Origin of the sequence: Longimicrobium terrae, from assembly GCF_014202995.1 — a bacterium.
Taxonomy (GTDB): domain Bacteria; phylum Gemmatimonadota; class Gemmatimonadetes; order Longimicrobiales; family Longimicrobiaceae; genus Longimicrobium; species Longimicrobium terrae.
Window position 1 is genome coordinate 141,549 of record NZ_JACHIA010000006.1, and the last position, 24,992, is coordinate 166,540.

18 protein-coding genes are annotated in these 24,992 nt (G+C 67.0%); 4 read left to right on the forward strand and 14 right to left on the reverse strand.

The features are described from left to right. Nucleotides 1-53: 53 nt before the first annotated feature. On the reverse strand, nt 54-491 hold the full coding sequence (locus HNQ61_RS12340; RefSeq protein ID WP_170033297.1) for a hypothetical protein: 438 nt from the start codon (nt 489-491) through the stop codon (nt 54-56). 121 nt (nt 492-612) lie between these two features. Between HNQ61_RS12340 and HNQ61_RS12345 the strand changes: the two genes are divergently transcribed. Both HNQ61_RS12345 and HNQ61_RS12350 read left to right on the forward strand, forming a co-directional pair. Beyond that, nucleotides 613-1,356, forward strand: a complete 744-nt coding sequence (locus HNQ61_RS12345; protein ID WP_170033299.1) for an alpha/beta hydrolase family protein — start codon at nt 613-615, stop codon at nt 1,354-1,356. A 528-nt stretch (nt 1,357-1,884) separates the two neighbouring features. After that, a complete protein-coding gene (locus HNQ61_RS12350) occupies nt 1,885-2,604 on the forward strand; it encodes a DUF1707 SHOCT-like domain-containing protein (protein WP_183685665.1) in 720 nt (239 codons plus the stop codon). Nucleotides 2,605-3,292: 688 nt separating this feature from the next. Here HNQ61_RS12350 and HNQ61_RS12355 read toward each other — a convergent pair. The 3 genes from HNQ61_RS12355 to msrP are packed head-to-tail and all read right to left on the reverse strand — an operon-like array spanning nt 3,293 to nt 5,207. Continuing rightward, on the reverse strand, nt 3,293-3,580 hold the full coding sequence (locus HNQ61_RS12355) for a hypothetical protein (RefSeq protein WP_170033303.1): 288 nt from the start codon (nt 3,578-3,580) through the stop codon (nt 3,293-3,295). Between the two features lie 50 nt (nt 3,581-3,630). After that, the gene (locus HNQ61_RS12360; protein WP_170033305.1) at nt 3,631-4,293 is read right to left on the reverse strand and encodes a protein-methionine-sulfoxide reductase heme-binding subunit MsrQ; all 663 of its coding nucleotides are present in this window, start codon (nt 4,291-4,293) and stop codon (nt 3,631-3,633) included. Nucleotides 4,294-4,295: 2 nt separating this feature from the next. Then, complete coding sequence (msrP, locus tag HNQ61_RS12365; RefSeq protein ID WP_170033307.1) at nt 4,296-5,207, reverse strand: protein-methionine-sulfoxide reductase catalytic subunit MsrP; 912 nt, start codon at nt 5,205-5,207, stop codon at nt 4,296-4,298. Between the two features lie 231 nt (nt 5,208-5,438). Between msrP and HNQ61_RS12370 the strand changes: the two genes are divergently transcribed. Continuing rightward, nucleotides 5,439-6,947, forward strand: coding sequence for a phytoene desaturase family protein (locus tag HNQ61_RS12370; RefSeq protein WP_170033309.1), 1,509 nt, complete (start codon nt 5,439-5,441; stop codon nt 6,945-6,947). 18 nt (nt 6,948-6,965) lie between these two features. On the opposite strand, the gene HNQ61_RS12375 is transcribed toward HNQ61_RS12370, so the two are convergent. The 5 genes from HNQ61_RS12375 to glgX all read right to left on the reverse strand — a co-directional run bounded on the left by HNQ61_RS12375 (nt 6,966) and on the right by glgX (nt 17,261). Then, complete coding sequence (locus HNQ61_RS12375; protein WP_170033311.1) at nt 6,966-8,702, reverse strand: restriction endonuclease subunit S; 1,737 nt, start codon at nt 8,700-8,702, stop codon at nt 6,966-6,968. Further along, nucleotides 8,699-10,162, reverse strand: a complete 1,464-nt coding sequence (locus HNQ61_RS12380) for an N-6 DNA methylase (RefSeq protein ID WP_170033313.1) — start codon at nt 10,160-10,162, stop codon at nt 8,699-8,701. The genes HNQ61_RS12375 and HNQ61_RS12380 overlap by 4 nt, the downstream gene beginning before the upstream one ends. Nucleotides 10,163-10,198: 36 nt before the next feature. Continuing rightward, entirely contained in the window at nt 10,199-12,526 is a 2,328-nt protein-coding gene (gene hsdR, locus HNQ61_RS12385; protein ID WP_170033315.1) for an EcoAI/FtnUII family type I restriction enzme subunit R, read from the reverse strand. A gap of 558 nt (nt 12,527-13,084) precedes the next feature. Beyond that, a complete protein-coding gene (gene treZ / locus HNQ61_RS12390) occupies nt 13,085-14,980 on the reverse strand; it encodes a malto-oligosyltrehalose trehalohydrolase (RefSeq protein ID WP_205761322.1) in 1,896 nt (631 codons plus the stop codon). After that, the gene (glgX, locus tag HNQ61_RS12395; protein WP_170033320.1) at nt 14,964-17,261 is read right to left on the reverse strand and encodes a glycogen debranching protein GlgX; all 2,298 of its coding nucleotides are present in this window, start codon (nt 17,259-17,261) and stop codon (nt 14,964-14,966) included. The genes treZ and glgX overlap by 17 nt, the downstream gene beginning before the upstream one ends. Nucleotides 17,262-18,161: 900 nt before the next feature. Here glgX and treY point away from each other — a divergent pair. Next, on the forward strand, nt 18,162-21,074 hold the full coding sequence (gene treY / locus HNQ61_RS12400; RefSeq protein ID WP_170033322.1) for a malto-oligosyltrehalose synthase: 2,913 nt from the start codon (nt 18,162-18,164) through the stop codon (nt 21,072-21,074). Nucleotides 21,075-21,242: 168 nt separating this feature from the next. Here the strand turns inward: treY and HNQ61_RS12405 are convergent, their stop codons facing one another. The 5 genes from HNQ61_RS12405 to HNQ61_RS12425 all read right to left on the reverse strand — a co-directional run bounded on the left by HNQ61_RS12405 (nt 21,243) and on the right by HNQ61_RS12425 (nt 24,983). After that, entirely contained in the window at nt 21,243-21,761 is a 519-nt protein-coding gene (locus HNQ61_RS12405) for a hypothetical protein (protein WP_170033324.1), read from the reverse strand. Nucleotides 21,762-21,903: 142 nt separating this feature from the next. Then, nucleotides 21,904-22,302 carry a hypothetical protein gene (locus tag HNQ61_RS12410; RefSeq protein WP_170033326.1) on the reverse strand — a complete coding sequence of 133 codons (399 nt, stop codon included), beginning with the start codon at nt 22,300-22,302 and terminating at the stop codon, nt 21,904-21,906. A 184-nt stretch (nt 22,303-22,486) separates the two neighbouring features. Next, nucleotides 22,487-22,894: a DUF3592 domain-containing protein gene (locus HNQ61_RS12415; protein ID WP_170033328.1), complete on the reverse strand. Its 408-nt coding sequence runs from the start codon at nt 22,892-22,894 to the stop codon at nt 22,487-22,489. 438 nt (nt 22,895-23,332) lie between these two features. Next, nucleotides 23,333-24,439: an RHS repeat-associated core domain-containing protein gene (locus tag HNQ61_RS12420; protein WP_205761326.1), complete on the reverse strand. Its 1,107-nt coding sequence runs from the start codon at nt 24,437-24,439 to the stop codon at nt 23,333-23,335. Between the two features lie 304 nt (nt 24,440-24,743). Beyond that, nucleotides 24,744-24,983, reverse strand: a complete 240-nt coding sequence (locus HNQ61_RS12425; RefSeq protein WP_183685663.1) for a hypothetical protein — start codon at nt 24,981-24,983, stop codon at nt 24,744-24,746. Nucleotides 24,984-24,992 lie beyond the last annotated feature (9 nt).

The window sequence follows — 24,992 nt, forward strand, 5'->3', positions numbered from 1 at the left end:
TGACACGCCGCCCCGCGCCGCCGCTGGCGCGGAACGATCGGCCCCGCGGATGGTCAGCGGTCCGTGCGCACCAGCGTGATGGCGGTGCTGCTGAATCCGGAACCGGTGAGCGTCACCGCCACGCTGTCGGCGGTGGCGAAGCGGCCGGCCATGCGGATGTCGGCGTACTCGTCCGCGCCCAGCGTAAGGGTGAAGCTGGGATAATCCCACTTTCCGCGAATGCTGACCGGCGCGCGCGTGGCGACGATGGTGTCCAGCCGCGTGCTGTCCGCGGCGGAGCGGCGCGTGGTGAGGCCGCGCAGTTCGCCCTCGCCGCGCACGCCGTTGTCCGCGTCCTGATCCAGATCCAGCGACAGCTCGTACGGATAGCCGCGGCCGGACCACACGCCCTGCAGCGTATACAGGCCGGGCGCGAGCGGACTGTTGCCGCAGCCGCCGGTGCCCAGGAGCACGGCGAGCGGGACGACGGCGGCGCGAAGGACGGATCGCATGCGTTGCGCGGTTCGGGAGTGCCGGAGTTCGGACGCACAGAATAGCCGAGTACCCGACGGAGCGGCAATCGGGTCCGCGCTGCGCCCCGCGGCGGCAGTGATCTTGCCGCCGCTCGCGGGGATGAGAAAGCAGATCCATCAAACGACGCACTCCGATCGCGAGGTGCCGGGCGGGCGGCGCCTGGTGCTGGAGTTTCACGCCGGCGGCGACCCCATCCCCGCCATCCTGCTGCTGCCGCGCGATGCGCGGCCGGCGCCGGGGGTGCTGCTGCTGCACGGCTATTCGTCGCGCAAGGAGCACATGGCCGAGGGCGTGGGCGGGTCGCTGCTGCGCCACGGGCTGGCGTCGCTGGCCATCGATCTGCCGCTGCACGGCACCCGCGCGGACCCGCTGCAGGCGCAGGCCGCACGCAATCCGCTCGCTTTGGTGGGATTGTGGAAGCAGGCGCTGCGGGAGGCGAAGCTGGCGACGCGCTACCTGGCCGCGCGGCCGGAGGTGGACGCGGGGTGCCTGGCCATCGCCGGGTACTCGCTGGGCTCCTTTCTGTCGGTGATGACGGCGGCGGACGATGCCTCCATCCGCGCCGTCGTCCTTGCCGCGGGGGGCGACCTGCCCGGGGGGACGCCGCTGGCGGGGATCGCGCGGGCGGTGGCGGATCCCGTGCGCGCGGTGCGCAAGCTCAGCGGCCGCCCGCTGCTGATGGTGCACGGGCGCCAGGACCGCACGGTGCGGCCGGAGCAGGCGGAGCGGCTGTTCGCGGCTGCGGGCGAGCCCAAGGAGCTGCGCTGGTGGAACGCGGGGCATCTGCTCCCGCCGCAGGCCATCGACTACGCGGGCGAGTGGCTGCGCGACCGCCTGGGGTGAGCGGACTTCGGGCGGCCCCCACCCGGGCCGGCACCACCGGCCAACCCTCCCCCCCAAAAATTGGGGAGGGTTGTTCGGGGCGGGTGGTCTTGCGCGGAACGCGGAAACCGGCGCGCGAGCGGATCGCGTTGGAGCGGATGAATCCGCCGCTCGAAGGGCGCAAAGCCCCGACACCGGCCGCTGGCGCGTCCGGTTCGGGGCTTCAACAGCACGAAGCCTCGCGACCGTGCCGCGCTCCGCCGCGGCGCTGAGGTCTCCCCCTCTCCCGCTTGCGGGAGAGGGGGCCGGGGGGAGAGGGGTGCCCGCCGCCGCGCCAAACTCTCCGGAGCACACCAGACCGCTGTTCTCCCCTTCCCCGCACAATCCGCACGGGGAACGCCGGGCGGAGCGGCACCACGCCGGGTTGCATGAATCCCGCAGGCGCGCGGGTGCGTACCATCGCCCGAAGCACGTTCCGGCACACCGTCCGCGGGCGGGCAGGCGCACTCCGCTTGCTCGCTCGCGGCGCCGTGCCTACGTTCCAAACTCTTGTCCGCCGCCGCGCCCGGCGCGCGGACGCCCCCGCACGTGGTGCTGCCGATGGCCCAGTCCCAATCCGTCCCCGTGCCGCTGGAGCGGACCCGCCAGCAGATCATTCTGGAGCTCTGCCAGCACTACTCCGTCGACAACCTCTCCGACGAGGGGCTGGAGCAACGGCTGGACCGGGCGCACGCGGCCGCGAGCGTGGAGGAACTGCGGGCGCTGGTCGCCGATCTTCCCGTCGCGCAGCAGGACACGGCGTACGTCACTACCACCGCGCCGCTTCCCGCCACGGGTGGATACAACCCGGAGCACCAGCTGATCATCGGCGTGATGAGCGGCACGGAGCGGCGGGGGGCCTGGTCGCCTGCCCTCGCCACGCACGTGGTCGCCGTCATGGGCGGGGTGGAGCTGGATATGCGCGAGGCGCGCTTCGCCCCCGGCGTAACGGAAATCACCGTGTTTGCCGTGATGGGCGGGGTGGAACTGATCGTTCCGCCGGGCGTGCACATCGACATGAACGGATTTGCGTTCATGGGCGGGTTCGGGCAGCGGTACCAGTCGGACGTGCCGCCGCCGCCCGGCGCGCCCATCCTGCGCATCGGCGGGTTCGCGCTGATGGGCGGCGTGGACATCAGCATCCTGTATCCCGGCGAGCGCCCGCGCGACGCCCGCCGCCGCATCAAGGTGGAACGCGAAAAACGCCTCCTGGAGCGCCGCACCCGCTGATCAGCAGCATGGGGGTGGATGAACGAAAACGCCGGACGGCAGCGATGCCGGCCGGCGTTTGTGCGTTGCCAGCTTCCACTGTCGTGTGAAGCGCGGACGTCAGGGCGGCCCCCACCCGGGCCGGCACCACCGGCCCACCCTCCCCCAAAACGGACTGGGGGAGGGTTGTTGGCGGGCGGATGGTTTGGTGTGGATCGCCCAGCGCCGAGTGTGAGCGAATACGTGGAGCGAATGAATCCGCCGCTCCAACAGCGGGAACCCCCGACTCGTGGCCGCTGACGCGTCCACGATCGGGGCGTCAACTGCGTTGGGGATCAGGGACGCGAACCGAAATCTCCCCGTGCGCCGAACGGCTCCCCCTCTCCCGCGGAGCGGGTGGAGGAGGCTGGGGGGAGGGGGCCCCATCTGCGCATCGGCACCATCCAGAACGCACCGCCGTGCAGTTCTCCCCTCTCCGTGCGGCAGTTTGCACGGGGAGGGGCCTGAGGGGCCTGGGGCCGCGCGCCGACCATCGTCGTCCCCGCCAATCCGCCGTTGCCGTGTGCTCCCTCTCCCACATCTGTTCGTGGGAGAGGGTCGTCGTGCGCAGCACGCGGGGTGAGGGCCCGCGCTGTGAGCCGCGAAAAAGGCCGCCCCACGTCCGGGGCGGCCTTTTTCGTCATCCATCCACATCCACTCAACCCGCCAATCAGTTGCGCTCGGGCCGCATGGGGGCGCCGGTGAGCAGCTTGGGATCGGTGGTGATCAGCGCCTCGGCAAAATCCTGCCGCTCCTCGATCTGGTCCAGCCGCCCGTCGATGCTGGAAAGCACCTCGCGGATGCGGGTGAGCTCCACCTCGGGCGTGGCGCGCAGCTTGGCTTCCGTCATGGCGTCCAGAAACACCCCCAGACGCTTGGAGATCGGCCGCAGGACCAGCACGCCCCCGGTGGTAAGGATCAGCGTGCACATCACGATCATCAGGGCCATGCCATCCATCTCCCATCTCCTGTCTCAGGGTGCCGGACCCGCCCGCCGCGCCGCCGCTCTCAGCCGCCGGCCACGGACCGCTCCGGCGACGGAGACTTGCGCGCGGGCGGCCGCTTCTGCTTTCCGGACTTCCCGATGGGGAGCACGCGAAACAGCATCAGCACGGCAAAGGCGGCCGCAAAGATCAGCGGCTCGCGAAGGTCCTTCTTGACCAGCCAGAGGAAGTGAAGCACCCCCAGCCCCGCCGCAACATACACCAGCCGGTGCAGCTTCTGCCACCTCTTGCCCAGCCGGCGAATCATCCCCCTGGTACTCGTGAGCGCCAGCGGCGTCAAAATCACCAGCGCCGCAAACCCCACCGTCACATAGGGATGCTCCACGATGTCGTCGACAATGTACCCCCACGAAAAGTCCTGGTCCACCATGTAGGTGGCAAAGTGCAGAACGGCGTACAGGTACGCGCACAGCCCCAGCGTGCGCCGCGCCGGCACCAGCCAGTTCCATTTCGTCAGCGTGCGGACGGGGGTGACGGCCAGCGACAGCATCAGCATGAGCAGCGCCGCCCACCCGGTGCGGTGCGTGACCTCGCGGATGGGGTCGGCGCTCAGCCCGGTGGTGAAGCCGGCCAGGATCATGAGCGCCAGCGGAACCAGTCCGCCGATCCACGCCGCCGGCCGGATCCACCGGCCGGCCTGCAGCTGCCAGGGTGCGGGAGCCGCCATCGTCAGAAGTTCCGGCGCAGGTCCAGCCCGCTGTACAGGCTGGCCACTTCGCTGTAGCCGTTGAACATCAGCGTGGGCCGGCGGCGCCACTCGCCAATGCGCCGCTCGCGCGCCTGCGACCACCGCGGGTGGTCCACCTGCGGATTCACGTTGGCGTAGAAGCCGTACTCCCCGGGCGCCGAGATCTGCCACGTGTTGCGCGGCTGCCGGTCCACAAAGCGGATGCGCACGATGGACTTGATGTTCTTGAACCCGTACTTCCACGGAACGACGAGGCGCAGCGGCGCGCCGTTCTGGGCGGGAAGCGGGCGGCCGTAGATTCCCGTGGCCAGCATGGAGAGCGGGTGCATCGCCTCGTCCATCCGCAGCCCCTCCAGGTAGGGCCAGTCCAGCACCTCGCGCCGCTGCCCGGGCATCTGCGCGGGGTCGTGCAGCGTGGTGAACTCCACGAAGCGCGCGCCGGGACGCGGCCGCGCCTGGTTGATCACGTCGCGCAACTGAATGCCGCGCCAGGGGATGACCATCGACCACGCTTCCACGCAGCGCATGCGGTACGTGCGGTCGATGACGCGATTGGCGCGCACCAGGTCGTTGAAGGCGTAGCGGCCGGGGCGGTCGCACAGCCCGCCGATCTCCACCGTCCACGGCGTGGTGCGCAGCGTGCGCGGCGCGTTGCGGGCGGGATCGCTCTTGTCCGTTCCGAACTCGTAGAAGTTGTTGTACGTGGTGATGTCTTCGTACGAGTTGGGCTTGTCGGCCTGCTCGTCCTCCCCCGGCGCGCACGCCATGAGCGCGGTGGGCACGGACGCCGCCGCCACCGCGCCCGCCGCCGCGCCAATGAACTGGCGGCGGTTCAGGTACAGCGGCTCGGGCGTAATTTCGGACGACGGGATCTCGGGCTTCTTGATCAGCATCGGGTACCTCGCTGCGATGGTGCCGCGCCGCGTTCCGGAGCGGGCATGCCTGTAACGCCCAACGTGCGTGCAAGGTTCCCGCCCGCGCGCGAAACGTCCGTCACAGGCCGTTGTCCGTTATCCACATACGCGGCGGATTGGCGGAACGGATTCGCGTGGCGGCGCGTGGTATGCCTCGTGCCCGGCCCGCGTGGCGGGATCAGCCGGACGGATCAACTTCAGGGGGAGCGGATGGCCAGACCGGACGCCGTGGTGGTGGGATCGGGGCCCAACGGGCTGTCCGCGGCGATCGCGCTCGCGCGGGCGGGGCGGTCCGTCGTCGTGCGCGAGCAGGCGGACGTGATCGGCGGGGGGATGCGCACGGAGGAGCTGACGCTGCCCGGCTACATGCACGACGTCTGCTCCACCGTGCATCCGCTGGGGGTGTCGTCGCCCTTCTTTCGCACGCTGCCGCTGGAAGAGCACGGGCTGGAGTGGGTCCACTCCCCCGCGTGCCTCGCCCATCCGTTTGACGACGGGAGCGTGGCGGTGCTGGAGCGATCGATGGAGGAAACCGGCGCGACGCTCGGCGTTGATGCGAAGGCGTGGCGCAAGCTGTTCCGGCCGTGGGTGGACCGATGGCTGGTGCTGGCGGAAGACGTGCTGGGTCCGCTCGACTTTCCCGATCACCCGTTCCTCCTGGCCCGCTTCGGACTGTCCGGGCTGCAGTCGGCGTACGGGATGGCGAAGCGGCACTTTCGCGGACACCAGGCGCGCGCCCTGTTCGCGGGGAACGCGGCGCACTCCATGGTGCCGCTGACGGAGTCGCCGACCGCCGCGTTCGGGCTGACGCTCGCCGCCGCGGGGCACGCAGTCGGCTGGCCCATCGCGCGCGGCGGATCGCGCAACATCGCGGGGGCGCTCGCCTCGTACCTGCGCTCGCTGGGCGGCGAGATCATCACCGGCGCGCCGGTGGACAACATCGACGAACTGCGCGGCACCCCGCTGATTCTGCTGGATCTTACGCCGCGGCAGGTGCTGCGCATCGCCGGGCACCGGCTGCCATCCAGGTACCGCGCGGCGCTGGAGCGCTACAAGTACGGCGCGGGATCGTTCAAGATGGATTGGGCGCTCAAGGAGCCCATCCCGTGGCGCAATCCGGAATGCCGGCGCGCGGCGACCGTCCACCTGGGCGGGACGATGGAAGAGGTCGCCGCATCGGAGCATGCGCCGCTCAAGGGGCGCGTCCCGGAAAAGCCGTTCGTCCTCGTCGTGCAGCCGACGCTGTTCGACCGGACGAGGGCGCCGGCGGGCGGGCACATTGCGTGGGCGTACTGCCACGTGCCGTTCGGCAGCGACGTGGACATGACGCGCGCGATCGAGGACCAGATCGAGCGGTTCGCGCCCGGGTTCCGCGACGTGGTGGCCGCGCGGAGCGTAATGCGGCCGGCGGACCTGGAGCGGCACAACCCCAACCTGGTGGGCGGCGACATCAGCGCGGGGGCCATGACGCTGCGGCAGGTGTTCTTCCGCCCCGCGCTGCGGCGGAATCCGTACGCCACGCCGGTGGACGGGCTGTACCTGTGCTCGGCGTCCACGCCGCCGGGCGGGGCGGTTCACGGGATGTGCGGATACTACTCGGCCCGCGCCGCGCTCCGCCGCCCCATCACCGCGCCCACCGACGACGGCGTGGCCGCCGGCGAGGGCACGCCGCCCACGGAGGAGCCGCACGCCGGCCCGGGCGCGGCGGCGCCGAACTGAGGGAAGAACGAGAGCGGATCAAACGGAGATGCCCCATCTATGCCCGCCGCTTACGATCGGAACTGCATACTGCAGAAGGGCAGCCCGGGCAACCGCATCCGCGTGTTCTCCAGCACTCACAAGCTTATCTTCACAACGGTCGCATAGAAGCATCAGATCACTGACCCTATCGACGATTCGGCGCTGTTCTTTACGTGGGGGAACGGGTACGACGAACGACCGCAAGGCTTCCAGGCTAACGGTCTTCTGTGCGATACCGGTTGCGCGATTCTTTGCCTGGTCCGCTACAAGGGAACTGCGTAGAAGAAGGTGGAGGTACTCAGAATCCATGCACTTGAGGGTTTTCAAGATGGCAATATGTCGCTGAACACAGAATATACGACTATCCTGAACCAGAATTGGGATTCCGTAGGATCCTGTGACAGTATAAAGCAAGTCGCCTGACGCGGGTTTGCGTATGGGCGCCAAGCGGTCATAGTAGACCTGAGGCACGAACCGTGTTCGTGAAAAGTCCAACGCACCGGTTCGTACGTTTCCAATCACCAGGAAGGGAACCCCGCTTGGTGCTAGCGGAGGTGGCTGGTGGTCGCCATCGGTGATTGCAGCCACGATTTCATGCAATCGCACCCATTTCCAAGTGTCAGGAATGGCGAACGGAATGTCAGCGGTCAGGGGCGCCGGCGCTGAAGGAGCACGAATCACGCTCTCAGCACAAAGCTTCTTCTTCTCGTTTGAGACTTCCAACAAGAGTTGATCAGCCGTTCCATCCTCATCACTTTGCGGGATCAGCTTTCCCATGATGGCGAGTTGGGTGATCGCCATTCGCAGCCCTGATACACTTTCCGGTGTAGCGACCACAAGATCCAGGCTCTGTATGACTCCGGGCGGTTTTACGGACGGTGCGGTTGCGCAGCTTGATCGAACGCTCCCGAGCTGGTGCATCGCCGCCCGATTGAGTTGACTCTGCTTCGCAGAGGCTCCTTTTTTGTGACGATCAAGTTCGTCACACATAAGCATCAGTCTGTCGATCTTTGCAATGATTCTTGCCTGCTCGTCGAGGGGAGGGAGTGGGAATAACAACCCACCCACCGACTTTCCCGATATTTCACGGAATGTTGTGCCGGATGCATTACGATCCAGATCAGGGGCTACTGCTTGGAGAAAGCGGTAGATATACTCGCTCATCCCGGGAATGAATGGCACACACGATTTGAAGCCCTGATTGGTTGCGAGCGGATTTCCTGCGATGGCCACATATCCGATCGGGGCGCGACTCGAGAGCAGGACCGTGCCAGCCGGGAGCAGTTGAGCGGAACTATGCTCGAGCCCTGCTGCCGATATATCCCGCCGCCCCTTGTACACGTACTTGCCCCGTAACCCATTCAGATCTGCGGGTGTAAGCCATGGCACGCCTGGCTCAGCCCAGTTCACCTCAACGTGGGTAGGTGGAGTACCCCCACCCACAATTGCCCCGACGGTGGAGAGGCGCGTCCAGAGCCATCCCGGCGGAAGTAGGTAAGGCTGCTCTTCTGGATGTAGCGATGAAGCCGCTTGTCGCGACGCTCCCTTGCGCGAGACGTTTGCATGCTGTGCTTTTAGAGTTTCCAGAAGCACAGTGGCTGCATCTTCATCGGGGTTCTGCGGGACCAGCAGGCCGCGAATTCCAAGTCGCAGAATCAACTCGCGCAGCCTCTGTACGCCGTTAGGCGCATCAGCAATCACATCGAAATGCTCGAGGAGAGTCTCAGGCTTCATGCCGCGGCTTCGGTAACGGCGTTCGGTTCCAGGGCGGTAGCGAGTTCGCGCTTCAAAGCTTCCCGGGCTTCCTGCACCTCTCCGAGAATCTGGCGGTATTCGGCCAAGAGTTCTTCCGGATCGCGGTACTCCTCAACAGCGGCGTTTGGATTTTTGATGTCGAGGTTGTAATTGCGCCGGCGAATCTCCTCCACCGGAACCCGCCATGCGTGCTCATTCTCCTGCCGTGCATTCCACCATGCCCGTTCCGCGTCGAACTCCTCGCTGCGGATTGGGCGCGTCTTGCTGTAGCTCTTCTGGCCGGCGGGGTACGGATGCTCGTAGAACCAGACCTCTTCGGTCTTCTTTCCCTTAGCGAAAAAAAGAAGGTTTGTGTGGATGCTGGTATACGGCGCGAACACACCCTTGGGCAGCCGCACAATCGTGTGCAGGTTGCACTCTTCCAGCAGCTTTTCCTTGATCCGCGTCTTGATCCCTTCGCCGAAAAGAAACCCGTCCGGCAGCACCACGGCGGCCCGGCCGGTATCCTTCTGGAGCAGGTGAATGATCAGGACCAGGAACAGGTCCGCCGTTTCGCGCGTGCGGAACTTTGCCGGAAAGCTGTCCTCGATCCCGTGCTCCTCCTCACCGCCGAAGGGAGGGTTAGTGACGATGACCTCCACCCGGTCCCTGGCCGTCCGCTCACTCAGCGGAATGCGGAGCGTGTTGTCGCGGCGGACCTGCGCCGGCACGTCCATTCCGTGCAGGAGGAGGTTGGTGGTGCAGAGCAGGTGCGGAAGCGGCTCCACGCCAAACAGGGATCGCTGAAGCTGCGCCTCCTGCTCGACCGTCCTGACCTCCCGGCCACGGACGTACTCCAGCGCGTTCACCAGGAATCCACCCGTCCCGCAAGCCGGATCCATGATTTTCTCGCCCAGGCGGGGATCCGCCATCTCCACCATGAACTGCGTGACCGCACGCGGCGTGTAGTACTCGCCCGCGTTGCCTGCGCTCTGCAGGTCGCGCAGGATCTGTTCGTACAGGTCGTTGAAGAGGTGCCGGTCGTGCGAGCGGTTGAAGTCGATGCCGTTGATCCGGTTCACCACCTGCCGGAGCAGCGTTCCGCTCTTCATGTAGTTGTAGGCGTCTTCGAATACGCCGCGAACGACATCGGATGCATCGCCAGCGCGCGGGGAGGGCGGCAGCGCCTTGAGCGTTGGAAACAGAACACCGTTGACGAACTCGAGCAGCGCGTCCCCCGTGATTCCCTCAGGGTTGGCCGCCCAGGTGCACCAGCGGAGGTCGCGCGGGATGGGAGAAACGTAGCCGGCGTCCAGCAGTTCGCGCTCCTGGTCCCGGTCATCGAAGATCTTGAGGAACAGCATCCATCCGAGCTGCCCAAGGCGCTGGGCGTCTCCATCGACGCCCACGTCCTTACGCATGACGTCCTGGATGGACTTGATGGTGGTCGACAGGCTCACGGGCAAAACGTTGGTGATTCGTGCATGGGGCCGCCCTCAGGCTGCGGGCGCGTAGAGGAACTCCTCCAGCTTCCGCACGGCGGCCAGGTAGTTCTCGGTCCCGCCGAAGACGTGGATGATCTCCACTACCGTCCCCAGCGCGGTAAACGGCTGCACGCGCAGCACGTCGATCTGCTCCAGGCTTTCGACGCCTTCCGCGGCGTACTTGTCCAGCAGCGCCTCCAGCACCAGGCGCTCCCGCGGGCCAAAGCCGGACAGTGCGCCGGATGTGCGCACCCGCTCCGCGCGCGCGCTGCGGGTGCGTGGGGGCTGGTCGAACGTCACGTGGCGGATCAGGTCAAACAGGTCGAACTCGTGCCCCAGTTCATCGCCGAGCGCGTGCAGCAGAACACCCCGCGCCTCCAGATCGCGCAGAATGCCGCCCTTGGAGGGCGCATCCAGCCACACGCGCTGAAAGTGGCCGTCTGAAGCAAATGACTCGCGGACACGGCGTCGCGTGTGCTCCCGCAGTGACTCGGTGATCAGAGATCCGCCTGGGCCGTAGTACTGCACCCGCTCGGCAACCACCGTTACCGCCACGTCGGACACCACGTACCGTCCCGTCGTACCGGTGAACGCCTCGTCGCCGTACTCCTGCTCCGCGTCCTGATCCTGATCCGTGTCTGGAGGCACGGGCGCGTCGCCGGGACCGGGCTCGTAGATCACGACGGGGTCCCCATCGAACGCCGGATCGGCGAACAGCTCCGTAACGCGTTTGAAGTCGAGAATCGTGAACCAGTACTTGCCGTGCTCCTCGCTGATCCGGGTTCCCCGCCCGATCACCTGCTTGAACTTGGTGATGGACTGAATGCGCTGATCCAGCACCAGCACCCTGCAGGTGGGCGCGTCGATCCCCGTCGTCATCAGCTCCGACGTGGTGGCGATCACCGGGTAGCGTTCCTCGGGATTGGCGAAGTTCTCCAGTTCCGCCTTTCCCTCGCGCTCATCTCCGGTTATCCGCATCACGTAGCGGCGGTCCTCCGCTACGAGGTCCGCGTTCTCGTTCACCAGCGCCTGCCGCATCCGCTCGGCGTGGTTCACGTTTTCGCAGAACACGATGGTCTTGGCGTACCGGTCTGTGGCCTTGAGGTACTCCGTCACCTTTCGGGCGACCAGCCGCGTGCGCTGCTCCAGCACCAGCGTTCGGTCAAAATCGGTCTGGCCGTAGACGCGGTCGCTGATGGCGGTTCCGTGCTTGTCCGTCTGACCGGCTTCCGGGCGCCAACCGGTAAGGTCCTTGTCCAGATCGATCCGGATTACCTTGTAGGGCGCCAGAAATCCGTCTTCGATTCCCTGGCGGAGCGAGTAGGTGTAGACCGGCTCGCCGAAGTAGTCGTGGTTGGATACCTCCGCGGTTTCCTTGGGCGTGGCGGTGAGCCCCAGGTGCGTTGCGGAGCCGAAGTAGTCCAGCACTTCGCGCCACGCCGAATCTTCAGCGGCGCTTCCCCGGTGGCACTCGTCGATGACGACGAGGTCGAAGAAATCCGGAGAAAAATCCCGGTACAGGTCGGCCCGGCCTCCCGCGCCGGTGACGGATTGGTACAGCGCCACAAAGATCTCGTACTGCGGCTCCACCTTGCGATTCTCGATGCGCGTCATCGCGCGGCCGAACGGGGCGAAGTCCTTGTTCCGGGTCTGCGTGGCGAGCGCGTCGCGGTCCACCAGGAAGAGAATTCGTTTCCGAGCCCGTGACTTCCACAGCTTCCAGATGATCTGAAAGGCCGTGTACGTCTTTCCCGTCCCGGTGGCCATCACCAGAAGCACGCGCCGCTGTCCCCGCCCAATCGCCCGCAGTGCCCGGGTGACCGCCGCGACCTGGTAGTAGCGCAGTGCCTTGCCGCCGGCTTCCGCGTGGTACGGCTGCAGCACCAGCCGCGCGCCTTCCCCCTCCAAGCCCTTCCACGCGCAGTACCGCGCCCACAGCTCGTCGGGCGAGGGAAACTCGTCCAGGGACAGTTCGGTCTCCATGGCCGCGGCCAACCCGGTGCGATCGTGGAAAACGAAGGATTCCCCGCTGCTGCTGAAAACGAACGGAACCTCCAGCAACTCCGCGTAGCGCAGCGCCTGCTGGATTCCCAGCGCCGCCGACCGGCCGCTCCGCTTGGCTTCAATGACGGCCACAGGGACGTTCGGGCGGTAGCAGAGCACGTAGTCCGCGCGCAGATCGCCTCCCCTGCGCACCGGCCCACCCCCCACCAGAACTCTACCCTGAGTCAGCCGCACCTCCGCTCGCACCTGTGAGTACAGGTCCCACCCCGCAGCCTCCAACGCGGGGATGATGAAGAGGCTGCAGGTCTCCTGCTCGGTAAGCGACTGCTTTGGCATGAAGCAACGCATTGCTGAGGATGCCGCTCCAGATCGCGGCGGGCGAAGAACTGGCCTGTGTCTATTTTCCGACCGCTTATTCCGCTTTGTCCACTTCGAGGTTACAAGATAGACTACGCGAAGGCCGACGCAAGCGGTTGACATTCAGCGGTCGTGGCCGGGTCAGGGCGCTGTTGCGGAAGGCGGGAAGGACGTACGCAACCCGGTGGCGGAGCGCGGGGCGGCGGCGGTGCCGCTGGTTCACCAGACAGGGCCGGCCGGGAAGTCAGGTAACGCAGCGCGACCCGGAGATCAGTCTCCGGGCCGCGCTGTCGTTCGTCCCGCGACCGAGGCTTCGGCGCGCGTTCTCGGCCACGCTGCGCTGATGCTGCGGAGCGGGATTCTTCGATCGCGCAGGAGGGCGGCGCCGGGGAGAATCCCGCTCGCCGCTCTCTTCCTCAGAATGACGCCTCCCGGCGGATACGCAACACCAACTCAGGATGACACGACTCGGTGCGGCCCGGCGAACCCGAACCCGCGCCTCCGATCGCATCCCCTGCCCTTCCTATTCCCTATTCCCTATTCCCTATTCCCCGTCTTTTCCGCCACCAGCACCACCGCCCCGGCCCCGCGCATCCGGATGCGCCCGTCCGCGCCCACCGAGACCACCTCGCCGTCGTCAGCCCCGCCGAACCGGCCTTCCTCCGTGGACAGCAGCGGCACCCACGCGGAGTCGCGCGGCGGGCAGGTGGCGGGCGAGTGCAGCAGGTCCGCGTCCATCCCGCCCTCGTCAAAAGACGCCACCAGCAGCACCGCGGAGCCGTCTTCCCCCGTGCGGCGCAGCGAAAGGGCGCGCGCGCCCAGCGCATGCGCGTCCAGCGACTCGCGATCACGGCGGCGCAGCGGCGCCAGCGTGTGGCGCAGCGCCAGCAGTTCGCGGTACAGGGCGCGGATGCCGGCGTGCGGCATCTGCTCCGCCTCGTCCCACCGCAGCCGCGAGTTGGCGAACGTGGACGGCGCCTGCGGGTCCGGAATCCGCTCGCGCACCCGGGGATCGGCGAACGCGCTGAACTTGCCGAACTCCCTGCGCCGCCCTTCCGTCACCAGCTTCCCCAGCTCTTCCGGGTGGTCGGTGAAGTACTGAAACGGCGTGCTGGCCGCCCACTCCTGCCCCATCCACAGCAGCGGCGTGTACGGGGAAAGAAGGAGGAGCGCCGACAGCGCGCGGTAGACGGGCAGGCTCACGCTTTCCGTCAGCCGGTCGCCCAAGGCGCGGTTGCCCACCTGGTCGTGGTTCTGAATGCAGTGGATGAACGCGGTCGGCCGCATCCCTTCCGTGGGCGTGCCGCGCGGCCGGTCGTGGTTCACCGAGCGCTGGCCCTCGTAGTACCATCCGCGCAGCAGCGTGCGCACGATGTCCTCCGCCGAGCCGGTGTAGTCCTGAAAGTACGCCTCGTGGTCCCCCGCCGTGTGGCGCCGCACCTGGTGATGGAAGTCGTCCGCCCACACTCCGTCGATCCCCCATCCGGCCGGCGGGGGAAGGACCAGGCTGCTCTCGTTCCGCTCGTCTTCCGCCATGAACGCGAAGTGACGCCCTTCCGGCAGCGACGCGTGCACCCGCTGCACCATCTCGGCGATCACGTGCAGCGGCGAATCGTCCAGAATGGCGTGCGTGGCGTCCATCCGCAGGCCGTCCACGTGGTACTCGCGGGCCCAGTGCAGCGCGTTCTGGATGGCGAACTCGCGCACCGGCCGGGCCGCGTAGTCGATGGCGTCGCCCCACGGCGTGCAGTGGCGGTCGGTGAAGTACTTTCCGCCGGTGACGGCGTACAGGTAGTTGCCCTCGGGCCCCAGGTGATTGTAGACCACGTCCAGAATCACCGCCAGCCCGCGCGCGTGCGCCGCGTCCACGAAGCGCCGGAACGCGTCCGCCCCGCCGTACGACGACTCCGGCGCGAAGAGCGACACGCCGTCGTATCCCCAGTTGCGGTGGCCGGGAAACTCGGCGATCGGCAGCGGCTCCACCGCGGTGGCGCCCAGCGCGGCGATGTCGTCCAGCCGCCCGATCAGCGCGTCGAACGTCCCCTCCTCCGTCGCCGTCCCCACGTGCAGCTCGTAGATGACCAGCTCCTCGTACGGCACGCCCTTCCAGCCATCGTCCGTCCACGCGAACGTCGTGGGATCGACCACCTCCGACGCCTCGTGCACGCCGTCCGGCTGCGAGCGGCTGGCGGGATCGGGAAAGGCGTCGCCGCCGTCCAGCCGGTACTTGTAGCGCGTCCCCGCGCCCGTGCCGGGGACCACGGCGGACCACCATCCGCCCTCTTCCGCCGCCAGCGGCTCCACGCGCTCCGCGTCGGGGCCGTACAGAACCACGTCCACCCGCTCGCTGGCCGGCGCCCAGACGCGGAACTTCACCCCGTCCGCGACCACGTTGGCGCCAAAGGTCAGGCGCTCGTCACTCGATTGCTTCACTGGCGATTCCATCCTCAATCAGAACGACCATGCTGCGCCCCGCGAGGGTGAATGTTTCGCCATCGCGGAAGCACACCTCGTTTTCCTTGATTTCCGGCCGCGCGGTATCCAGCACCACGCACCACCCGCGCGACCGGCCGAAGTCCGGCAGGGTAAAGTCGATCTCTCCCCCGTCGGCGTTGAAGAGCAGCAGGAAGTTGGCGTCGCGGATCTGCCGCCCGCGCTCGTCCCACTCCTCCATCGCGTCCCCGCCCAGCGCCATCCCGAAGCAGCGCACGAAGCCGGCGTTCCACTCCTGGTCCATCATCTCGGTGCCGTCCGGGCTCCACCAGACGATGTCGCGCACGTCGCTGCCCCGGATCTCCCGCCCGCGAAAGAAGCGGCTGCGGCGGAACGTGGGGTGCTCCGCCCGCAGCCGCGCCACGCGCCGGGTGAACTCCAGCATCTCGCGGTCGCGATCGTCCAGCTCCCAGTGCACCCAGCTGGCTTCGCCGTCCTGGCAGTAGACGTTGTTGTTGCCGTGCTGCGTGCGCCCCATCTCGTCCCCATGGCAAATCATGGGCACGCCCTGGGACAGCAGCATGGTCGCCATGAAGTTGCGCTTCTGCCGCTCGCGCGCGCGGACGATATCCGGCCGGTCGGTGGGGCCCTCCACGCCGAAGTTGTAGCTGTGGTTGTGGTTCTCCCCGTCCCGGTTCCCTTCCCCGTTCGCCTCGTTGTGCTTGTGGTTGTAGCTGACGAGGTCGTGCAGCGTGAACCCGTCGTGCGCGGTGACGAAGTTGATGCTCGCGTGCGGCTTGCGGCCGTCGCTCTCGTACAGGTCGCTGCTTCCCGTCAGGCGATAGCCGAGCTCGCCCAGCGTGCCGCTGTCGCCCCGCCAGTAGGCGCGAACCGTGTCGCGGTACTTGCCGTTCCACTCCGCCCACAGGACGGGAAAGTTGCCCACCTGGTAGCCGCCCTCGCCCACGTCCCACGGCTCCGCGATCAGCTTGACCTTGCTGATCACCGGATCCTGGTGGATGACGTCAAAGAACGACGACAGGCGATCCACCTCGTGAAGCTCGCGCGCGAGGGTGGAGGCGAGGTCGAAGCGGAATCCGTCCACGTGCATCTCGGTGATCCAGTAGCGCAGGCTGTCCATCACCAGCTGCAGCGTCTGCGGATGCACCATGTTGAGCGAGTTGCCCGTTCCCGTGTAGTCCATGTAGAAGCGGGGATTTTCCTGCACCACGCGGTAGTACGTGCGGTTGTCGATCCCCTTGAACGACAGCGTGGGCCCCAGGTGGTTTCCCTCCGCCGTGTGGTTGTACACCACGTCCAGAATCACCTCGATTCCCGCCTCGTGCAGCGTGCGCACCATCTCCTTGAACTCGCGCACCTGGTCGCCGTAGTCGCGCACGGAGGCGTAGCGCCCGGCGGGGGCGAAGTAGTTGATGGTGTTGTATCCCCAGTAGTTGCGCAGGCCCTTCTCGACCAGGAACAGGTCGTCGACGATCTCGTGCACGGGAAGCAGTTCCAGCGCGGTGATCCCCAGGCTCTTCAGATGCTGGATGATGGTCGGATGCGCGACCGCCCGGTACGTGCCGCGGATCTCCTCCGGGATGTCCGGGTGCAGCATGGTGAGGCCTTTGACGTGGGCCTCGTAGATCACCGTCTTGTGCCAGGGAACTCCGGGCGGCCGGTCGCCGCGCCAGTCGAAGTCCGTGTCGATGACGACGCCCTTGGGAACGGCGCGGTGGTCCGGCTCGTCGTCCAGCACCCAGTCCTGGCCGGGCTGGTCCAGCAGGTAGGCGATGGGCATGCCCTCGCCGCGCTCGCGGGCGCTCCAGTCCACCCTTCCCGCCAGCGCACGGGCGTACGGGTCGATGAGCAGCTTGAACGGGTTGCACCGCAGCGCGCGGCCGGGATCGTACGTCCCGTTGACCTTGTAGCCGTAGAACGTCCCCGGTCCGATGCCCGGCACGTACCCGTGCCACACGAACGCCGTGCGCTCCCGCAGGCGGTAGGTGCGCGAGGGTTCGGGATCGTCCGGCCGGTCGAACAGGCACAGTTCCACCTCCAGCGCCTGCTCGCTGTACAGCGCGAAGTTGATTCCCTCGCCGTCCCACGTGGCGCCCAGCGGCCAGGGCTGGCCGGGCCACGCGGTGGCGGCCGCGTGCAGAAAGCCGGGAACGAACTGCGACGGCTTGCGGCGCGGCGTGCCCGGAACCGGCGTGGCGGGCGCGGAGTCCTGCGGCGTCTGAAACGGCTGAAACGACAGGTGCTGCGGATACGGATCCATGCGGCTCGGCTCTTTCTTCCGTGGACGTCTGGATGGCGGATCAGGACCGGCGGATGCGCGGGCGATACAGACGATGCCGGTTGATGCGGCCGGCCAATGTGCGTCCGGGCGCCGACCCGTGACAATCCGGGTCGATGGGGCCAATCAGGGGCGGCGGCGGGGCCCCTCCCCCGGCCCCCATAGGCGTCAACTTTATTTTGCAAAGCTTATTCGCGACGGCTAATTCGACCAGATTTCGCCAGCTTTGCGCCACCGTGAATGTAAAAATACGGGGCTAAGAGGGCTCGATATGGCTTAAGTTCGCGCCTATGCCCCCGGCCCCTCCCGGCTGAAATCGAAGCGCGGAGAGGGGAGAACGGCACTTCATCTCGTCCCGGACGGTTCGGTGCGGCCGCGGGCACCCCTCTCCCCCCAGCCCCCTCTCCCGCAAGCAGGAGAGGGGGAGCCGTTCGGCGCGGCCGGAAGGTTCGGCGTGCGTCTCGCGTCTTTGTCGTTGAAGCCCCGAACCGGACGCGCCAGCGGCCGGTTCGGGGGGTCCCGCTGTTTGAGCGGCGGATTCATCCGCTCAACGGCATTCGCCCAACCGCCAACCTCCGCTTCCCGCGCCGATCTCTCCGCCCGCCCCAACCCTCCCCCGGTCTTTTTCGGGGGAGGGTGGGCCGGTGGTGCCGGCCCGGGTGGGGGCCGCCCTGGCGCCCGCCTCCCGCACAACACTCTCTCACGCGCGCTCCCCGTTCGTCGAGGACGCCGTATCCCGGGTGTGACCGCCGCGCCCTCCGCCCGTCTTGTCCGTACCCCCCACTCCCTGCATCCCGGTTCGCCCGCTTCTTGCCCTCGCTCCGCGCGCCTCCGCCCACCTGTTCGCGGGCGCATTCGCACGAGCAACCAGCGGGAACCATCGTGAGCCAGACGGACTCCAGCGCCCAGGATCGCACGCCGCGCATCCCGGGCTCCACATATCGCATTCAGTTCAACGCCGGCTTCACCTTTCGCGACGCCACCGAGATCATCCCCTACCTCGCGGAACTGGGCGTCTCGGACCTGTACGCGTCGCCGTACCTGCAGGCGCGTCCCGGCAGCATGCACGGCTACGACATCGTCGACCACACCACGCTCAACCGCGAAATCGGCAACGAGCACGACCTTGCCCGCATGTCGGCCGCGCTGAAGTCGCACGACATGGGCCACCTGCTCGACATCGTGCCCAACCACATGGGCGTGGCCATGGGCGCGCGCGGCCACCGCAATCCCTGGTGGATGAGCGTGCTGGAAAACGGCGAATCGTCGCCGTACGCCCGCTTCTTCGACATCGACTGGAACCCGCGCAACCCCGCCCTGCGCGGCCGCGTGCTCCTGCCCGTGCTGGGCGACCAGTACGGCTGCGTGCTGGAAAACGGCGACCTGCGGCTGGTCTACGAAGAAGGCCAGTTCCGCGTGGAGTACTACGAGACCTGGTTTCCCGTGGCCCCCGGCAGCACCGCGGCCGTGCTGGAACTGGCGCACCAGAAGCTGCGGCTGGACGAGGACGACGCGGACCGGATGGAGCTGGAAAGCATCGTCACCGCGCTGCGCAACCTGCCCTCGCGCACCCGCACGGACGAGGCGAGCATCAACGAGCGGATGCGCGAACGCAAGGTGTCGCGCCGCCGCCTGGACGCGCTGGTGCAGGGCTCGTCCGCGGTGCGCGCCGCGCTGGACGCCGCCATCACCGAGTACAACGGCACCCCCGGCCAGCAGCACACCTTCGACCGGCTGGACGTCCTCATCCGCGACCAGAGCTATCGTCTGGCCTACTGGCGCGTCGCGGCGGAGGAGATCAACTACCGGCGCTTCTTTGACATCAACGACCTGGCCGGGCTGCGCACGGAGATCCCGCGCGTCTTCAACGCCACCCACGAACTGATCCTGCGCCTCGTTCGCGAAGGCGTGGTCACCGGGCTGCGCATCGACCACCCGGACGGCCTGTTCGATCCCGCGGGCTACTTTCGCGACCTGCAGCGCCACGTGGTTGGGCTGGACGCGCGTGACCGCTTCTATGTGCTGATCGAAAAGATCCTCACCGGCGACGAGCCGCTTCCGGAAAGCTGGCCGGTGGCGGGAACGGTGGGATACGAGTTCATGAACCGCGTGAACGGCGTGTTCGTGGCGTCCGGCAGGGAGGCGGCGATGGATGCCGTCTACCGCGCGTTTACGGGGCAGAACACGCCGTTCGAGGACCTGGTCTACGAAAAGAAGCGGCTGATCCTGCGCACGTCGCTGGTGAGCGAACTCACGGTGCTGACGACGCTTCTGGACCGCATGAGCGAGCGCAACCGCTGCTTCCGCGACTTTACCTGGGGCAGCCTGCGCGACGCCCTGCGCGAGGTGGTCGCCTGCTTCCCCGTGTACCGCACCTACATCGACGCGTTTTCCGGCGCGGTGACGGAAAGGGACCGCAAGGTGGTGGAGCAGGCGGTTGCCGCGGCCGAGGAGCGCAACCGCACCATGCCGCACTCGCTGTTCGACTTTCTGCGCGACACGCTGCTGCTGAAGTGGCCCGACAGCCTGAACGAAAAAGCCCGCCGCCAGCACGCGCGGTTCGTGATGAAGTTTCAGCAGCTGACGGGGCCGGTGATGGCCAAGGGGGTGGAGGATACGGCGTTCTACGTCTTCAACCGGCTGATCTCGCTCAACGAGGTGGGCGGCGAGCCGGACCGCTACGGCGTGTCGGCGGACGAATTTCACGCCTTCAACCTGGAGCGGGCGGAGCGCTGGCCCCATACCATGTCGGCCAGCAGCACGCACGACACCAAGCGCAGCGAAGACGTCCGCGCGCGCATCAACGTGCTGTCGGAAATCCCGGAGCTGTGGGGGGAGCACCTGGAGCGGTGGCGCGGCTTCAACGCCGGCTTCAAGCGCGGGGCGGAGGGCCGCCCCATTCCCGACGCCAACGACGAATATCTGCTGTACCAGACCATCGTGGGCGCCTGGCCGTTCGGCACGGTGGATGACCAGCAGCGGCAGGATCTGGTTGCCCGCGTGCAGGCGTACATGGAAAAGGCCACGCGCGAAGCCAAGACGCACACCAGCTGGATCAATCCCAACCAGGCGTACGACCAGGGGATTCGCGACTTCGTGGCCGACATCCTCCGCCCGGGCGAGGACAATGCGTTCGTGGCGGATCTGGTGAAGCTGCAGCCCGTCGTGGAGCGGCTGGGGATGGTGAACGCGCTGGCGCAGACGCTCATCAAGCTGGTGTCCCCCGGCGTGCCGGACGTTTACCAGGGCCAGGAAATCTGGGATTTTTCCCTGGTGGATCCCGACAACCGCCGCCCCGTGGATTTCGGTCTGCGCCGCGAGCTTCTGGCGCGCCTGAAGGCCGCGCAGGAGGAGGGCGACGGCGCGGACATGGCGGCGGACCTGATGGAGAACTGGCGCGACGGGCGCATCAAGATGCACCTGACGCAGCGCGCGCTGCTCCTGCGCGCCGCGCTCCCCGGCGTGTTCGGCGGGGGCGACTATGTGCCGCTGACGCCGGACGGCACGCGGGCGGAGCACGTGATCGCGTTCGCGCGCACGGGCGACGGCGCGTCCGTAATCGCCGTCGCGCCGCGCCTCCCCGCGACGCTGACCGCGGAGCGCGACTACGATGTCCCGCGGGCGGACGACTACGCGGGAACGCGCGTTCCGCTGCCGGCGCACCTGGCCGGGCGGTACCGCGACGTGCTGACGGGGATGGAGATCGCGGGCGAGATGCGGGACGGCGCGCTCACCCTGCCCGTTCCCGCCCTGTTCGCGCACCTCCCGATCGCGCTCCTCGAACGCATCGGCTGACGATCATCGTGACGGGCGGCGGCCACGGCCCGCGCTGAGGGACTGCGGCCGCCGTCGGGGGACGCGACTGCCATCGCCCAGCCGCGAGGCGCGTTGGACAGAAAAAAGGAGAGGGGCGCTGTGCCGGCGCCCCTCTCCTTTCCGTTTCTCCCGTGTCGATTGGAATCGTTATCCGCCACGTACGGCGCTGCCGTGTTCAGTCACCTCGTAGGGATGGAACTCGCACGTAGGCCGTACCGGCAGGTAGATCACGTACGGCCTGCCCGTCACGCCCGTCTCCACGAACACGCTCACGCCGCGGAACTCACCCACGCGGGTCACGTCCGTGGGGCCCAGTTCCCGCGGGCGGCCGTACTTCACGTACCGCGTGCTCATCCACAGAACGACCTCATTGTCGACGTACCATTGCGTCGCCGCCGCGTACTCGCCGCTCACCGGAAACACCTGCCCGAACGACTGCCCGTTGTACGTGCTGTCGCCCGTGCGGATGTTGTACTTGATCGGAACCTGCCGAAACGCGCCATGCTCCACGACGCAGACCGAGAGGTCGTAATCAAAGAACACCAGCGGCTGCGGCGGCTGAGCCGATGCCTCTGCCTGCGGTGCCGTCGCGGGAGCGGCAGCAGGTGCGCACGCAGCAGATGCGATCAGCATCGCCGCCGCAATGGAGATGAGAGGTCGGTTCATCCGTGTCCGATCCAGATGGTTGAAATTCGGCACTGCGGCACGATTCGACAACATCCCCCGTGCTGGATCGCGAGGCTGTTGATGGAGCACTCGATGGAGAGGGGCGACAGCGGGACTTCCTTTGCGCCCCACAATGGGCGGTTCAGGACGCGGCCGCAACCGCCTTGGCGACACGTGCGTCGGCCATCTCCGGCGTGAAGCGCGGATCTTCGATCAGCGGATCGCGGATGCGCGACATCTCCGCCGCGCTCAGGCCGGAGCGCATCAACTGGATGTCCAGATACAGCATGTGGTGCATCTCCGACGCGTACCACTCCCCGTAGTCGATCTCGCGCGAGAATCCCCGGCCGGGCACGTGCTGCACAGCGTACCGCAGGTCCGTCAGCACGTCATCGTAGAACGGGACTCCATCGAGAAAAGGCGGCGGGAACGCCGCGGAGATCTCCGCGTACGGCAGCGCCGCGTCCAGCGCGCGCGCGCACAGGCCGAGCAGACGGGCGTGGATCTCGGCCATCCGCCCCTCCCCTTCAGCGTCGCTCATCGTGCAGTCTCGCCGCCATCGTATCGCGGAAGACGCGATCGACGGTGTTCCTCGGTGGAACGCGATTGCCGCGCCGAGCACAGGGCGGGCGGTCAGCGGGTCATCTACCGTAATGGAAAATCGCTCCTGCACCACGAAAAACCCTGGCTTCCGCGGCTCCGAAACACGCCGTGTGCTGACCGGATCAGAACCGGTGTGTTCGCGGTCCCACGGCGATGATCACCGCCAGAACCAGCGTGATCAGGCCGACGATGCGCAGGTATTCCGCTTCCAGACCTCCCGGCGGGGTTCCCAGCATGACGGTCTCCGGCTTTGCGAAAAGGTACGTCACCGGGATCGGCTCCCCGGGACGGTAGCTCTCCAGCGGGCGCAGGCCGTCCACCGAGATCGCGGATGCGGACCGGTACCTTCGTCCCGCGACCTCGTAGTCGAACAACAGAGATCCATGCTGATCGGGCTGGTAGCGGACCACCCGGCCAGATGCGGGCACCCCCTGCTCCTGAAGCAGCCAGCGGTCCCGAAAGTCGTCCACCGTCAGCAGGCCGACGATGCCGCACCAGGCGACCGCGAACACGAACAGCTTCAACGCCATCCGCCGCCAGCGATCGGCATCCGGCGCCACTCCATGCATAGCCTCTACTGACATTTGCCAACCGTGGTAACGGCGCAGGTACGATAGAACGCCCACAGGAGGAAGGCAGATGAAAATAACCACTCGCAGGTGGATCACCATCTCATCTGAACGGGTGATCCGGATCGTAATCTGTCCGTTCCAAACAGAAGCAGGTACCGAACTGGATAGAACAAGCCGCTCCCGGCCGTACGTGGCCGGGAGCGGCTTGGTTACCAGAACGGCCCCGCAGTTCTCGTTGCAGCGCTTGCAGACAACTGCTCAGCATCGCAGCACATTCACGCAGACGGCGGGCCCTTGCACCGGCTGGACATGGTTGGCCTCACGGTACAAGCGTAGAACGCGAACCGGCGGATCTGCAGGGCTAGTGGTGGCGCGCTCAAACCCGGCCGGGGACGATTACCTTCGCCCTGAGCGCCGTGTCAGCAGGAACACAATCGCGGTGCCCACGTTGAACAGAACCAACATGACCATCCACCGTCGGCGCGAACCGGGAGGAATCGTGGTATCCAGAGCCAGCCACAGCACCGCGGCACAAAGCGGAAGCAGCAGGAACATTGCCGCGATGGGCGCCTGCCATCCCGGCTCGCCGTACCGACCCGTATACACGTCCGCGAGTTTCGGGTGGAGCCCTACATACACTGCGAAAGCACAAAGCGCGATGTACAGAACGGCGGACACTATGCCAGTTGCTCGCGCCGCGAGGACCAGTCGTTCTCTGGACATTTCTATCGGCCCGCCCTGAGCCAGCACGCGCCGGCTTTGCCTAGATTTGCACTCGCGCCCATTCCCCCCAGCAGACCCGCTTTCGCGCCGACCGGGAACTTGAACCATTCGAAGCCCCCCGACCCAGCGATAACGCCCCATCTGCCCGCGCCGCGCCTCACTACGCCAGCCCCAATTCACAGTCACCAACGGCAACGTGAAATTTCCGTAGACGCCCGACGTGACCTTCGCGTCCCAGTGGCCTGCCGCGTCGGCGCTGAGTTTCACGGAAAGTACGTCTACGGTTGCTTCAGCACCAGCAAAGGCGGCGTTGGCTCCGGCCGTCGCGACCGTACCGATCTGGTACTCCACTTCTGCCCCGCTCGCGATGCACTGGACGGCATCGGCAGCCTTCTGTCCGTCCGATCGCGGGGTTGAGGCTCCGCCGCCAGTCCATCCTCCCCCGCCTCCCCACGGTCCTCCCCCGCCTCCCCAGCCGAGGAAGTCGATCGCGGCGTCCATGCTGACCTCTTGATCCCGCCAGTCACACACCACCCTGCTCGCCACGAAACTGACGATGGGAAGGAGTCCTCCGCCAGCGGGATTATTCCCGCTCCAACCGCTCACCGAACTCGGCGTGCACAACCCGCTCGGGTCCGTGCCATTCGTCGGGCTGCTGCCGATATAGGCGTAGGGGTTGATGCCGCCGGCCAGCCCGATCGGGTCCTCGCTCACGAAGCGTCCCAGGTCCGGATCGTACCACCGCGCGCGCAGATAGTACAGCCGTGATCCGGCGTCCACCGCACGCGAAATTCACACGTTCTCGGAGTAAAGAGAACGCCCCGGCTACTTCGAGCCGGGGCGCCTCCGCACTGTGACCGTGTTCTTGCTCGGCACCAATGGGCCAGTGGGGCGTCGGGTATTGACTCTCTCGCCCGGTACAATGCTCAACTGGAGTGCCCGCACATGATCTGCATAAGCCAAGGTTAGAGTCAGCCGGAATAAATTCCCGGCCAAGTCGGCTAATGCGTCGATTGCGCTGGCTCCTCCGCCCCACTTCGCTCCCCAGCGGCACCGCGAACCCGGAGAGCCGGTACCAACCCTCCTACATCGAGAACCAGAACATGAGAGCGAAGCACACCGCGGCGACTTGGCTGATGATCAGCAGATTACGATAGCGCCAGCCCTCAGCCGTAAAATCTTCTCGTCGTCCATAGTTAGGCGAAAAACCACCCTTCAGCTTCTTCGCCCCTGGCACCATACGACGCCTGCACTTGACCTCGCACCAGAACCCCAAGAACAGCGCGAAGAAAAAAGCTCCCAAGATGACGTTTTCCATCTGCATCAGGTCTTC